This window comes from Cryobacterium sp. TMT2-42-4 (assembly GCF_004402645.1).
Lineage (GTDB): Bacteria > Actinomycetota > Actinomycetes > Actinomycetales > Microbacteriaceae > Cryobacterium > Cryobacterium sandaracinum.
Genome location: NZ_SOFT01000007.1, coordinates 155,236 through 168,154, shown reverse-complemented (window position 1 = coordinate 168,154; position 12,919 = coordinate 155,236). Strand labels below are relative to the sequence as shown.

The window sequence follows — 12,919 nt, the reverse complement described above, 5'->3', positions numbered from 1 at the left end:
CCGGTGCCGCTTAAACCCTGGTGCTAGGGCAGGTCGTCGTCGGTGCGGGCACCGAACACGATTTCGTCCCAGCTGGGCATCGAGGCCCGCCCGCGCTTGCCATGACCCGACGCTCGCGGAGTTGCGGCCGGTGACTGACCCCCGGCGGCCTGGGCAGACCAGGCGTTGCGGGGGGCCTCGGTCGGCGGAGCGGCGAGAGCCGAGGGAGCGGCGTGGGGTTCCGCGGCGGCCTCGGCCGGCTGGTCCACCAGACGGATGCCCGGGGCCGGGCTGGTGCTGGCGGGGTTGCTGAGGCTGGAATGGCTCTCGACCTGGTTGCTTTCGAAAGCGGCGGCTTCGCGCTCCCCGCGGCGGCGGCGCAGTGACGCCAGCAGGTCGGCCGTCTCGCTCAGGCTCTGCGGCGGTTCGTCGGCGCGCTTGATGGCTGCACGGGACACGGCATCCGTCGTACCGGCCGAACGGGAATACGGCACCGGGTCCAGAAGCGGCGCAGTATCGTTCAACGTCTCCTCGGACAGTGATTCCTTGAATGTGAAGGCGCCGCTGTCGAAGCGGGACACATCGGCGAGGCTGGTCTCGGCGCCGACGGCCCGCAGCCGCGGGATCAGGGCACCCTTCAGTTCGCCCTGTTGCGACAGGGCGATGGCTTCACTGCCGACCGGAGAAAGAGAGTTCTTCTTGGGTTCGAAGCTCCACCGAGCGTCGTGGTCGATGTCATCGGCAGTGAAGGCCAATTTGACGATCCAGCCGGCGCCGGGTTCTTTCCAACTGGCCCAGCGCTCGTTCGTAGCGCCGAGCGAGGCCAGACGCTCACGGATGACGGTGCCGAAGTTGGCGCCGCCCTCGATCGGGTCGAGATCGATGGCGGTGTGCACCGGCACGCTCAGCGCGCAAGAGACCATGTAGTCGCGTTCGGCGACGACCGGGCCCTCGAAGCGGCGCACAAACTCGATGGCCGCACCCGTGACCGCGGCGACGTCCTCGGCGGACATGCCGGCCCGGATGTGCGCCTGAACCTCCCGGGGGCTCAGCTTCGGCCCCGACGCCGGTTCCACCTGGGCCTGGCGCAGCCGGGACTGGAGAACTTCGTCGATGGGGATCCTGAATCGGTCTCCCTCTTCAGACGCTGCGAGCAGCGCACCGCTCTCGACTCCAATAACTTTCAATTCCTGCATGTTGAAAGCCCTTTCGCCATCACTAGTGCGACCAAGACTGCCATGTAAAGAGTGAATCTTCGGGGAATACGCCGGGCGTGCCGCAAGTTGATCACTGTGCCGAGCAAATAGCGCGGCGTGTAGTTTGCTATTCCGCCCGGATTGTTGGAAACTATGGCCGCCGAAATCCTTTCTCGGCGTAACTGAATGGATGGGTATGGCAACCGATTACGACGCACCACGGAAGACCGAAGACGACTCAGAGTCGATTGAGGCCCTCAAGGAGCGCGTACCCGACAAGATGTCCGGTGTCGTAGATGTCGACGACTCGGACAACCCCGGTGGTTTCGACCTTCCCGGCGCCGATCTGTCCGACCTCGACCTCGATGTCGTCGTTCTGCCTCCGCAGGCGGACGAGTTCACCTGCGTGGAGTGCTTCCTGGTGAAGCACCGTTCGCAGATGTCGCACGAGACCAAGCTCGGCCCGGTATGCCAGGAGTGCGACTCCTAAACGCGCTCAATCATGTGATGCTGGCCGTCGCGATCCATTGATCGCGGCGGCCAATTTCTGTGGGCGCCGCGTCGACACCAGCCAATACGGCGCCGGATCCGTCGCATCCACGATCGGGATTCGCACGACGGGCCGAATCCAGCCGCGGATGAGCAGCCAGGCCCGGGCGTCGAGCCGTTGGCCACGTTCCAGGGCTGCCTCAGCTCCGTCGAAGGGCTGAACCTCGCCGACCAGATCGATCGATATAGTCGCGCGCCCGGCGGTGAGCTCACCGCCCCGCACCTGCACCACCGGTGCCGACAAGAGCAGCGCCAGAACGCAAGCGGCGTACAGACCGGCGGCCAGCAGCACCCCGGCCAGCATCGAAATCGGTGCGAACACGAGGATGCTGGCAGGAATAATGAGCGCAGTCGCCACATAGGGTGCGGGCGAGGCCCAGAGTTTTTCGCGATATTCAGGCATGGGTCTATTCGATCAGACTTCTGCACTAGCCTCGACACGTGGCAGAAAGCGTCGAAGTCCTGATTACCGCGTCCATCCTCCCGAGCTACGCGCACCCGGGTGACGCGGGAGCGGACCTTCATTCCTCCGAGGCTCTAGTCCTGGCCCCCGGCGAACGAGCACTGGTCGGCACGGGCGTGTCGATCGCCCTGCCCGACGGTTTCGCGGCATTCGTCGTGCCCCGCAGCGGTCTCGCGTCAAAGCACGGCATCACGATCGTGAACGCGCCGGGCACCGTCGACGCCGGGTATCGCGGCGAGATCAAGGTGACGCTGCTCAACACCGACCAGACCACGCCCCATGCGATCGCGATCGGCGACCGCATCGCCCAGATCATCATCATGCCCGTCAGCCGGGCTGCGTTCATTCCCGTGGATCGGCTGCCCGGCAGCCAACGCGGAGTTGGCGGGTTCGGGTCCACCGGCCTGAGCCGGGACATCAGCACGGGCACCTCAACGTCAGGAGACAACCAGTGAGCGACACCGCGAACCCGGAGGAGAACCCGGACGAGACGGCCAAGTCGGCGCCGGAAGATCGTGCGACCGAGGGTCCCCTCGACGAAGCCGAAGCCAACCCGGTGCGGCCCTACGTGGACCTCGGCGGGGTCAAGATCCTCCCGCGTGAGGGGCTTCACCTACGGTTGGAGATCGAAGAAGGCAGCAAGCGGGTCGTGGCGATCGGGCTCGATTACGCCGGCTCCACCCTCCAGGTACAGCCGTTCGCCGCGCCCCGCTCAAGTGGCCTGTGGAACGAAATTCGCGCCCAGATCGCCGATCAGATCGGCAAGCAGGGGGGAACGACGACTCTGCGCGAAGGCCCGTTCGGCCCGGAATTGGTGGCAGAGATCCCCGTGGCCGCGGGTCAGGGATCCGACGGAATGAGCAGGCTGGCCCGCTTCATCGGAGTCGACGGCCCGCGCTGGTTCCTGCGCGGCGTGATTGCCGGCGAGGGTGCCATCAACGCCGACGCCGCGACCGAGATCGAAGACCTATTCCGCAGCATCGTCGTGGTGCGCGGATCCGCTCCGATGCCGCCGCGTGACCTCATTCCGCTGCGGATGCCGGCCACCCCCGCCTCTGCGGCCGAGCCGGGCCAGTCCTGAAGAACGCCGGGATGACGGACGCACCCCTGCCCGAGGAGGCCCTCGAGCCCGACGCATCAGAGAACGCGTCTGACTCGCCCGTGCCCGCCGCGTTCGCCGACGGCATGGCGGCGGCGGCCCGGCGGGCCGGCTTCACGCCGGCGGCCGAGGGCGACGCGATCAGCGGGCGCGCCCTGCTGGCCGCGATGGGCGGCATCCGTGGACTGGTCGAGGCCGTGCTGCCCGGTCTCGTCTTCCTGATCACCTACACCTTTACCCGGCAACTTTTCCCCGAGCAGTCACTGGTGCTGTCCCTTGTTGTGCCGGTGCTGATCGGCGTCGTTTTCATCGTGCTACGCCGGATTAGCCGCCAAACGGTGACGCCGGCCGTCGGCGGCCTGGTGGCATTGATCGTCAGCGCCGTGCTCGCTTTGTTCACCGGCCGCGCCGAAGACTTCTTTTTGCCCGGATTCTGGACCAATGGACTTTACGGCGGTGCACTTTTCATCTCGGCGGTCGTCGGCTGGCCGCTGATCGGGCTGGCTGTCGGATTCCTGATGGGCGAGGGGATCGCCTGGCGGTCGAACCGGTCCAGGCGCCGGGTGCTGAGCATTCTCACGCTCTGCTGGGCTGGCTTGTTCGCCCTGCGCCTGGCCGTTCAGCTTCCCCTCTACTACTCCGGAAACGTGGAGTGGCTCGGCGCCGTCAAGCTCCTGATGGGGATTCCGCTCTACGCGCCGCTCCTGGTGATCTCGTGGCTGGTGGTCCGGGCGGTCTACCGCGCCGACGACCGGGCGACCGACGACGCAGCGGGTCGCCGCCCCGAATAGATTCACCACGATTCCGTGAAACCCGCCGGAAAGAAGCGCGGGAAACGCGGTGGCACCGCTAGAGTTATCTCTACGTCAAGATAATTCGGCGTTGGACATCGTCCGCACGTGGCATCCGCCGGTTAGGTTACCCTTGCTGGCAGGTGCAGGCGTCCGGTCGTCAGGATTGAGGATTGCGGACGGTTTCGCCGTCGGTTTCCACGAAGGAGAGGGCATCGTGTCGGCGCTTAATAATGCGGTTGTAAACAGTTTTGGAGCCAAGGACACCCTGCGGGTCGGGTCGACGGACTACGAGGTCTTTCGTCTTGACGCGGTGTCGGGCTACGAGAAGCTCCCGTTCAGCCTGAAAGTGCTGCTGGAGAACCTTCTTCGCACCGAGGACGGCGCCAACATCACCGAGGCCCACATTCGTGCCCTCGGCGAGTGGGTTCCAACGGCGGAACCCGACACCGAGATCCAGTTCACGCCTGGCCGCGTGGTCATGCAGGACTTCACGGGCGTGCCGTGCATCGTCGACCTCGCCACCATGCGCGAGGCCGTCGCCGAACTCGGCGGCGACCCGAAGAAGATCAACCCGCTGGCTCCGGCCGAGCTGGTCATCGACCACTCCGTCATCGCCGACCTGTTCGGAACCGCGGAGGCCCTCGAGCGCAACGTGGAGATCGAGTACGAGCGCAACGGTGAGCGGTACCAGTTCCTGCGCTGGGGCCAGACCGCGTTCAACGACTTCAAGGTCGTGCCGCCCGGAACCGGCATTGTGCATCAGGTCAACCTGGAGTATCTGGCCCGCGTCACGATGACCCGCACCGTGCCGGACGCCGAGGGCAACGACGTGCTCCAGGCCTACCCCGACACCTGCGTGGGGACCGACTCGCACACGACCATGGTTAACGGCCTCGGCGTACTCGCCTGGGGTGTGGGCGGCATCGAAGCTGAGGCAGCCATGCTCGGCCAGTCCATCTCGATGCTCATTCCCAAGGTGGTCGGCTTCAAGCTCAACGGCTCCATTCCGACCGGCGTCACCGCGACGGATGTCGTGCTCACCATCACCCAGATTCTGCGCAAGCACGGCGTGGTCGGTAAGTTTGTCGAGTTCTACGGCGCGGGTGTCTCGCAGGTTCCGCTGGCCAACCGGGCCACGATCGGCAACATGAGCCCGGAGTTCGGATCCACGGCCGCGATGTTCCCGATCGACGACGTCACCCTCGACTACCTGCGCCTGACCGGTCGCAGCGACGAGCAGGTTGCACTTGTCGAGGCCTACTCGAAGCTGCAGGGCCTGTGGCACGATGCCGACAAGGAGCCCGTCTTCAGCGAGTACCTCGAACTCGACCTGGGCACCGTCGTGCCGTCGATTGCGGGCCCGAAGCGCCCGCAAGACCGCGTCATCCTCACCGAGGCGAAGTCGCAGTTCGAACTTGACCTGCAGAGCTACGCGACGCAGGACTGGACTGTTGTGGACGCGGCCGTCGAGGCCTCCTTCCCGGCTTCAGACCCGATCGGCTTTACCGCCGAGGACGAGAACCTGGACCACAAGGCCTCACACAACCACGTGAGCCACGCTCCGATCAGCGTGTCCAGGCCCGTCGCGATCACCACGCAGGCCGGCGCGAACTATACGCTCGACCACGGAGCGGTCGCTGTCGCGGCCATCACCTCGTGCACCAACACGTCCAATCCGAGTGTCATGCTCGCCGCGGGTCTGCTCGCCCGAAACGCCGTCAGGAAGGGCCTCACGAGCAAGCCGTGGGTCAAGACCACTCTGGCTCCGGGCTCGAAGGTCGTCACCGACTACTACGAGAAGGCCGGCCTCACCGGCGACCTGGAGGCCCTCGGCTTCTACACAGTCGGCTACGGCTGCACGGTCTGCATCGGCAACACCGGCCCGCTCATCGACGAGGTCACGACCGCGATCAACGACAACGACCTGGCCGTCACCGCGGTGCTCTCAGGCAACCGCAACTTCGAGGGTCGGATCAGCCCCGACGTCAAGATGAACTACCTGGCCAGCCCGCCGCTGGTCATCGCTTACGCCCTCGCGGGCTCGATGAACTTCGACTTCGAGACGGATGCGCTCGGCATCGGCAGCGACGGCAACGAGGTGTTCCTCAAGGACATCTGGCCCGACTCCGCCGAGGTGCAGTCCACGATCGACAGCTCGATCGACACCGGCATGTTTACGAAGCAGTACGGCCATGTCTTCGAGGGCGACGAGCGCTGGCGCGGCCTACCGACACCGGACAGCGAGGTCTTCGAGTGGGACCTTGAGTCCACGTATGTGCGGAAGCCCCCATACTTCGACGGCATGACCATGGAGACCACCCCGGTGGTCGACATTGTCGGTGCCCGTGTGCTGGCCAAACTGGGCGACTCGGTCACGACCGACCACATCAGCCCTGCTGGATCGATCAAGGCCGACAGCCCGGCCGGTGCCTACCTGCTGGAGCACGGAGTCGAACGGGGCGACTTCAACTCCTACGGCTCGCGCCGCGGCAACCACGAGATCATGATCCGCGGCACGTTCGCGAACATCCGTCTCCGCAACCAGCTGCTGGACGGAGTCGAGGGTGGCTACACCCGCGACTTCACCGTTGACGGGGCGCCGCAGGCGTTCATCTATGACGCTTCGCAGAACTACCAGGCCGCCGGCACGCCGCTGGTCATCTTCGGTGGCAAGGAATACGGTTCGGGTTCGTCCCGCGACTGGGCCGCGAAGGGCACCAGCCTCCTCGGGGTGAAGGCCGTCATCACGGAGAGCTTCGAACGCATCCACCGTTCGAACCTGATCGGGATGGGCGTCGTGCCGCTGCAGTTCCCGGCCGGCCAGAGCTGGGCATCACTGGGACTGGACGGCACGGAGGTCGTCACGATCGAGGGTCTCGTCGAGCTGAACAGCGGGGTCACCCCGAAGACGGTGCGCGTCACGGCGGCGCCGAGTGCGCAGTCTGCCCCCGGCAAGGCCACGGTCGAGTTCGACGCGGTCGTCCGCATCGACACTCCGGGTGAGGCCGATTACTACCGCAACGGCGGCATCCTGCAGTACGTCCTGCGTTCGCTGGTCGCCTAGCACCCAGGAGCCTTTCGGCTCGCTACCGAAACCGGCGCGTAGACTCGGCTTGACCGAATCTATGCGCCGGTTTTCTGGTGGCGGATAGCGCAACGTGAAAGGTGTTATCGATGGCGCTACTGGACACGATCTTCGGGCCGAGAGATCTGGATCGCCTCTCGATGGACCAGCTCGTCCAGCTCGCGGCCGAGGTGCGGGCGTTCCTCGTTCGGGAAGTCTCCAAGACCGGCGGGCACCTTGGTCCCAACCTCGGCGTGGTCGAGCTGACCATCGCGATGCACCGGGTCTTCGAATCCCCGCGTGACGCCATTGTTTTCGACACCGGACACCAGGCCTACGTGCATAAGCTGCTCACCGGGCGTCAGGACTTCAGCCTCCTCCGCCAGGCCGGCGGCCTGGCCGGCTACCCGCAGCGGCGCGAGTCCGAGCACGACATCGTGGAGAGTTCCCACGCCTCCAGCTCATTGTCCTGGGCTGACGGCATTTCCCGAGCCTTCGAGATGACCGGGCAGAGCGACCGCCATGTGATCGCGGTCGTCGGCGACGGCTCCCTGACCGGCGGCATGACCTGGGAAGCCCTCAACAACATCAGCGACGACAACACCCGTCGCCTGATCATCATCGTGAATGACAACGGCCGCTCCTACGCGCCCACTATCGGCGGCATGGCCCGCTTCCTGAACACCGTGCGCACCCGACAGGCGTACCACAGTGCCTATCTGACCAGCCGTCAGGCCTTCGAACGGATGGGCGCGCCCGCCCGGGCGTTCTTCCGCGGTGTGCGCGGCGGCATGCACGGGTTCCTCGCCCGGTTCTCCAACAATGAGGCGCTCTACTCCAACCTCGACATCAAGTACATCGGCCCGATCGACGGCCACGACATGGCGGCGATGGTCGAGGCGCTCCATCAGGCCAAGGGCTACGGCGCGCCGGTGATCGTGCACGCGATCACCCAGAAGGGTAAGGGATACGACCCGGCCGTTCAGGACACCGCCGACCAGTTCCATGCGGTCGGCCAGATCGACCCGGAAACAGGGGAGTCCATCGAATCAGCCGGCGCACCCTCCTGGACGTCGGTGTTCGCCGACGAGCTGCTGCGCCTCGCCACACTCGATCCGAAGATCGTGGGCATCACCGCGGCCATGCTCCGTCCCACCGGCCTGCACAAGATGGCCGAGCGATTCCCTGCCCGGGTACACGACGTGGGCATCGCCGAGCAGCACGCCGTCACCAGTGCCGCTGGCCTCGCCTTCGGCGGCCTGCACCCGGTCGTCGCGCTCTACGCCACCTTCATCAACCGGGCGTTTGACCAGGTCCTGATGGATGTCGCCCTGCACAAGGCCGGCGTCACATTCGTGCTCGACCGGGCCGGGGTGACCGGGCCCGACGGTCCCAGCCATCACGGCATCTGGGACCTGGCGATCCTTCAGGTCGTCCCCGGGATCCGCCTAGCGGCACCTCGGGACTCGGTGCGCCTGGCAGAGGAGCTCGAAGAGGCCGTGGCCGTCGACGACGCGCCCACTGTGCTGCGTTTCCCCAAGGGCAGCGTGAGCGTCCCAATCGACGCCGTGCGCCGCTTGGACGACGGCGTAGACGTGCTCCTGGAATCAGCCCAGAAAGACGTGCTGATCGTCACCGTCGGGCCGATGGCCGCGATGGGTCTCGATGTGGCGGACCGGCTCGCAGCCCAGGGCATCGGAGCCACCGTCGTCGACCCGCGCTGGGTCGTCCCGGTACCGCGGAGCATCGTGGCCCTGGCCGCGGAGTACCGCATCGTCGTGACCATCGAGGACGGCATCCGGGTCGGCGGCGTCGGCACCCGTGTCCGTCAGGATCTGCGTGAAGCCGGCGTGGACACGGCGGTCACCGAACTGGGGCTGCCCGACGAATTCCTCGACCACGGCACCCGTGCCGAGATCCTCGACCGTGTTGGGCTCACCCCCCAGCGCATCGCCCGCGATGTCGTCGCAATGGTGCTCGGCAGCAAGATCCCGCATGCGCGGCCCCTGCCGGCGGACCGCGCCGACACCGCGAGCATCCCGGCAAACCGTCAGCACGACTAGGTGATTCCCCATCGAATGGTCGGGTCGTTTCTGGAAGGCTGGGGCTGAGATCACCCCGTGGTCGCTGTTCATCACAGGCGCGGTTCCGTGCATCGAGGTCCCCTGAGCGCCTACGTCGGCAAGGGGAACGCCCGGTTCGAAAAACCCCGACCCGGGCGAACCCCAACGTCTCCACGTGGCGGGCCTCACCCTTCCGGCCCGCCGGCCGCACAATAATATCGCCGTTAGTCGCCTACGGTGAGGTGCCTACGGTGAGTCGCCTACGGTCAGTCGCCTACGGTCGTGCGGGTGGCAGGCAGGCCCGCGGCAGCGACGCCGCGGATCGGTGGGGTGTGGAACGTGCCCTGGAAGACCCGTTCGCTCGCGCCGACACGGTCGAGGTAGGGAGTGATCCCGCCCATCTGGAACGGCCAGTTGGCCCCGAGAATCATGCACAGGTCGATGTCCTCCGCGGCGTGCACGACGCCGTCGTCCAGCATCCGCTTGATTTCATCGGCGAGGCCGTCCTCGATCCGGCGCAGGATCTGCTCGGCTGTCATCGGGGTCTGCCCGCCCGCGACGATCTTGACGGCGCCCTTGTCGAAGCCCTTGATCCTGCCCTTGGCGTCGCGCTCCAGAATGGTTCCGTGCTCGGCCAGCTTATGCAGGTTCGCGCTCTCGAAGAACCGGTCCGGGAATGCGGCATGGTGGGTGTCCAGAACGTGTGCGCCGACCTTGAGGCCGACCAGCTCGAGCAGCTCGAACGGGGTCATCGGCATCCCGAACGGAGCCAGTGACCCATCGACGACCTCGAATGGGGTGCCGGTGTCGACGGCATGCATGGCCTCACCCAGGAGCTTCGCCAGGAGGCGGTTCACGACGAACCCGGGGGTGTCCCGGGTGATGACCGCGTTCTTTCGCAGTTTGGCTGCCACGACCATCGCCGTGGAGAGAGTGGCGTCGTTGGTCCGCGGGGTGTTCACGACCTCGATCAGCGGCATGATCGCCACTGGGTTGAAAAAGTGAAAACCGACCAGGCGCTCGGGGTGGGCCAGCTTCGCACCGATCTGCTCGACCGAGAGGGACGAGGTGTTGGTGGCGAGGATGGCGTCGGGAGAGATGTGCTTCTCGATTTCGGCGAAGACATCCTGTTTCACGCCGAGTTCCTCGAAGACCGCCTCGATCACCCAGTCGGCGTCGGCGAACTGTGCCTTGTCTGTCGTTCCCGAGACCAGAGCGCGGAGTCGGTTGGCCTCGTCGGGGGAGATACGGTTCTTGGTCTCCAAGGTGAGGATCTCGCCGTGGATGTACGCGACGCCCTTGTCGACGCGGGCCTGGTCGAGGTCAGTGATGACTACGGGCACGCGCAGGCGACGCACGAAGAGAAGGGCGAACTGGCTGGCCATCAGGCCGGCGCCGATGACGCCTACCTTCTTGATCGGGCGAGCGAGGGCCTTGTCCGGCGCACCGGCCGGCCGCTTGGCTCGCTTCTGCACCAGGTTAAACGCGTAAATACTGGCCTGCAGCTGGTCTCCGGAGATGAGTTCGGCCAAGGAGTCGTCTTCCCGCTCGAATCCTTCCTGGCGAGATCCGCTCTTGGCTGCTTTGAGCAGGTCGAGGGCGATATACGGCGACCGGGCGACGGTTCCGATGCGGTTTTCCAGCATCTTGCGGGCCACTCCCACGGCCACATCCCATTTCACGAGCCGTTCGACCTTGCCGGGCGTATTGGGCCGGGCGACCTTTGTCTTTCCGGCGATCACGCCATCGGCCCACTCGATGGACTGTTCGAGGAACCTGGCCGAGGCGAACTGCACGTCGGCGATGCCCAGCTCGAGAGCATCCGCCGCTTTGAGCGTGCGGTGCTTGAGCGGATTCTCGATGATCACCTTGAGCGCGTTCTCGATGCCGATCAGGTTGGGCAGCAGGTAGGAGCCGCCCCAGCCCGGGATCAGCCCAAGGGACACCTCGGGCAACGCGATCGCGGGCACGGTCGCGTCGACGGTTCGGTAGTCGGCGTTGAGGGCGATCTCCAGCCCGCCCCCCAGTGCGAGCCCGTTGATGAACACGAAGGAGGGCACACCCAGTTCGGCCTGCTTGCCCAGCGCATAGTGGCCCAACTGGGCCAGTAGTTTGCCCGTCGCGAGCGACGGGATCTCGCTGACCTTGCTCAGGTCGGCGCCCGCGGCGAGGATGAACGGTTTGCCGGTGACGGCGACTCCGTGGATGGCGCCGAGGGCGGCGCGTTCCCGGAGAAGGTCCATCGTCATGGCGAACTCGAGCAGGGTGATCGGGCCGAGCGTGTTCGGGCGGGTGTGGTCCCGGCCGTTGTCGAGCGTGACCAACGCCAGGATCTTTCCACCGGACAGAGGCACATCGTGTACGTAGCAGTGGGTGACGACCTCGTCGGCAGACAGCTCGACCAGCGGGGTGAAATCGAGTTCGGAGTAGTTGCTCATCGCTTGCTTGCTTTCCGGTTGAAGTTCGGGTTCTCCCAAATCACGGTGCCGCCCTGGCCGAGGCCGATGCACATGGCGGTGAGGCCGTAGCGCACCTCCGGGTGCTCGCTGAACTGACGGGCGAGCTGGTTCATCAGGCGCACGCCGGAGGAAGCGAGCGGATGTCCGATGGCGATCGCGCCGCCGTACTCGTTCACCCGCGGGTCCTCGTCGTCGATGCCGAAGTGGTCGAGGAACGAGATGACCTGCACGGCGAAAGCCTCATTGAGTTCGAACAGGCCGATGTCCGTGATGTTGAGGCCGGCCTTGCGTAGGGCCTTCTCGGTGGAGGGGACCGGGCCGAGGCCCATGACCTCCGGCTCAACGCCGGCGAAGGCGAAGCTGACCATCTTCATTTTGACGGTGAGACCGAGGTCCTTGGCGGCCTTGCCGCTGGCGAGGAGGCAGGCGCTGGCACCGTCGTTGAGCCCGGACGCGTTGCCGGCAGTGACCCGTCCGTGGGGACGGAAGGGAGTCTTGAGAGTCGCGAGGCCCTCCATCGTGGTTTCGGGGCGGGGAGCCTCGTCGCGGGTCGCCAGCCCCCAACCGGAATCGCTGCGGATCGCAACCGACACCAGGTCGGGCTGTATCTTCTCGGCGGCATAGGCCGCGGCGACCTTCTGTTGGCTCCGCAGGGCGAACCGGTCGGACCGCTCCTTGGTGTAGGCCGGGAACCGGTCGTGGATGCGCTCGGCCGTGGCGCCCATATTGAGAGCGTCCTCGCTGACCAGGCGCTCGGACAGGAAACGCGGATTCGGGTCGACGCCCGAACCCATCGGGTGGCGTCCCATGTGCTCGACGCCGCCGGCGATGGCCAAGTCGTAGGCGCCAAATCCGATCCCGGCTCCGAGAGTGGTCACGGCGGTCATGGCACCGGCGCACATCCGGTCAATGGCGAATCCGGGTACCGACTTCGGCAACCCGGAAAGCAGTGCCGCCGTGCGACCGAGCGTGAGGCCCTGATCGCCGGTCTGGGTGGTGGCGGCAATCGCCACCTCGTCGATGCGTTCCCCAGGGACCGTCGGGTTGCGTTCCAGCAGTCCGATCATGGCCTTGACCACGAGATCGTCCGCCCGGGTGTTCCAGTACATGCCCTTTTCACCGGCGCGTCCGAACGGGGTACGAACCCCGTCCACAAACACGACTTCTGTTCTATCGGCCACTTTGCCTCCATCATCGATCAGGTGTCGGTCGATCCTAAAGGGGCTCCCGTGGAGGGTCGAATCCTTGGACGG

At 66.0% G+C, this 12,919-nt stretch carries 10 protein-coding genes; 6 read left to right on the top strand and 4 right to left on the bottom strand.

Translation table 11 applies throughout. The annotated features are described in order from the left end of the window. Nucleotides 1–23: 23 nt before the first annotated feature. The gene (gene sepH, locus E3O18_RS01965) at nt 24–1,175 is read right to left on the bottom strand and encodes a septation protein SepH (protein ID WP_134396191.1); all 1,152 of its coding nucleotides are present in this window, start codon (nt 1,173–1,175) and stop codon (nt 24–26) included. A 196-nt stretch (nt 1,176–1,371) separates the two neighbouring features. Between sepH and E3O18_RS01960 the strand changes: the two genes are divergently transcribed. Beyond that, nucleotides 1,372–1,665 (top strand): DUF4193 domain-containing protein, encoded by a 294-nt coding sequence (locus E3O18_RS01960; protein WP_134396192.1) that lies wholly within the window; start codon nt 1,372–1,374, stop codon nt 1,663–1,665. 6 nt (nt 1,666–1,671) lie between these two features. Here E3O18_RS01960 and E3O18_RS01955 read toward each other — a convergent pair whose 3' ends face one another. Then, the gene (locus E3O18_RS01955; RefSeq protein WP_134396193.1) at nt 1,672–2,127 is read right to left on the bottom strand and encodes a DUF3093 domain-containing protein; all 456 of its coding nucleotides are present in this window, start codon (nt 2,125–2,127) and stop codon (nt 1,672–1,674) included. A 38-nt stretch (nt 2,128–2,165) separates the two neighbouring features. Here E3O18_RS01955 and dut point away from each other — a divergent pair, with 38 nt between their 5' ends. From dut to dxs, 5 genes are all read left to right on the top strand, one after another. Continuing rightward, the gene (gene dut, locus E3O18_RS01950; protein ID WP_134417330.1) at nt 2,166–2,642 is read left to right on the top strand and encodes a dUTP diphosphatase; all 477 of its coding nucleotides are present in this window, start codon (nt 2,166–2,168) and stop codon (nt 2,640–2,642) included. Continuing rightward, nucleotides 2,639–3,268, top strand: a complete 630-nt coding sequence (locus E3O18_RS01945; RefSeq protein WP_134396195.1) for a DUF3710 domain-containing protein — start codon at nt 2,639–2,641, stop codon at nt 3,266–3,268. Before dut ends, E3O18_RS01945 begins: the two co-directional genes overlap by 4 nt. A gap of 11 nt (nt 3,269–3,279) precedes the next feature. Further along, nucleotides 3,280–4,077, top strand: a complete 798-nt coding sequence (locus tag E3O18_RS01940) for a DUF3159 domain-containing protein (protein ID WP_134396196.1) — start codon at nt 3,280–3,282, stop codon at nt 4,075–4,077. 217 nt (nt 4,078–4,294) lie between these two features. Beyond that, nucleotides 4,295–7,144, top strand: a complete 2,850-nt coding sequence (gene acnA, locus E3O18_RS01935; protein WP_134396197.1) for an aconitate hydratase AcnA — start codon at nt 4,295–4,297, stop codon at nt 7,142–7,144. Nucleotides 7,145–7,254: 110 nt separating this feature from the next. Then, on the top strand, nt 7,255–9,207 hold the full coding sequence (gene dxs / locus E3O18_RS01930) for a 1-deoxy-D-xylulose-5-phosphate synthase (RefSeq protein WP_134396198.1): 1,953 nt from the start codon (nt 7,255–7,257) through the stop codon (nt 9,205–9,207). A 266-nt stretch (nt 9,208–9,473) separates the two neighbouring features. Here dxs and E3O18_RS01925 read toward each other — a convergent pair whose 3' ends face one another. Both E3O18_RS01925 and E3O18_RS01920 read right to left on the bottom strand, forming a co-directional pair. Continuing rightward, on the bottom strand, nt 9,474–11,645 hold the full coding sequence (locus tag E3O18_RS01925) for a 3-hydroxyacyl-CoA dehydrogenase NAD-binding domain-containing protein (RefSeq protein ID WP_134396199.1): 2,172 nt from the start codon (nt 11,643–11,645) through the stop codon (nt 9,474–9,476). Then, entirely contained in the window at nt 11,642–12,847 is a 1,206-nt protein-coding gene (locus E3O18_RS01920; RefSeq protein WP_134399244.1) for a thiolase family protein, read from the bottom strand. The genes E3O18_RS01925 and E3O18_RS01920 overlap by 4 nt, the downstream gene beginning before the upstream one ends. Between the last annotated feature and the right edge of the window lie 72 nt (nt 12,848–12,919).

What these genes read in the sequence shown, in the direction of transcription:
- E3O18_RS01955 (WP_134396193.1), bottom strand. Translation starts at nt 2,127, where the DNA reads ATGCCTGAATATCGCGAAAAACTCTGGGCCTCGCCCGCACCCTATGTG.
- E3O18_RS01925 (WP_134396199.1), bottom strand. Translation starts at nt 11,645, where the DNA reads ATGAGCAACTACTCCGAACTCGATTTCACCCCGCTGGTCGAGCTGTCT.
- E3O18_RS01940 (WP_134396196.1), top strand. Translation starts at nt 3,280, where the DNA reads ATGACGGACGCACCCCTGCCCGAGGAGGCCCTCGAGCCCGACGCATCA.
- E3O18_RS01960 (WP_134396192.1), top strand. Translation starts at nt 1,372, where the DNA reads ATGGCAACCGATTACGACGCACCACGGAAGACCGAAGACGACTCAGAG.
- sepH (WP_134396191.1), bottom strand. Translation starts at nt 1,175, where the DNA reads ATGCAGGAATTGAAAGTTATTGGAGTCGAGAGCGGTGCGCTGCTCGCA.
- dxs (WP_134396198.1), top strand. Translation starts at nt 7,255, where the DNA reads ATGGCGCTACTGGACACGATCTTCGGGCCGAGAGATCTGGATCGCCTC.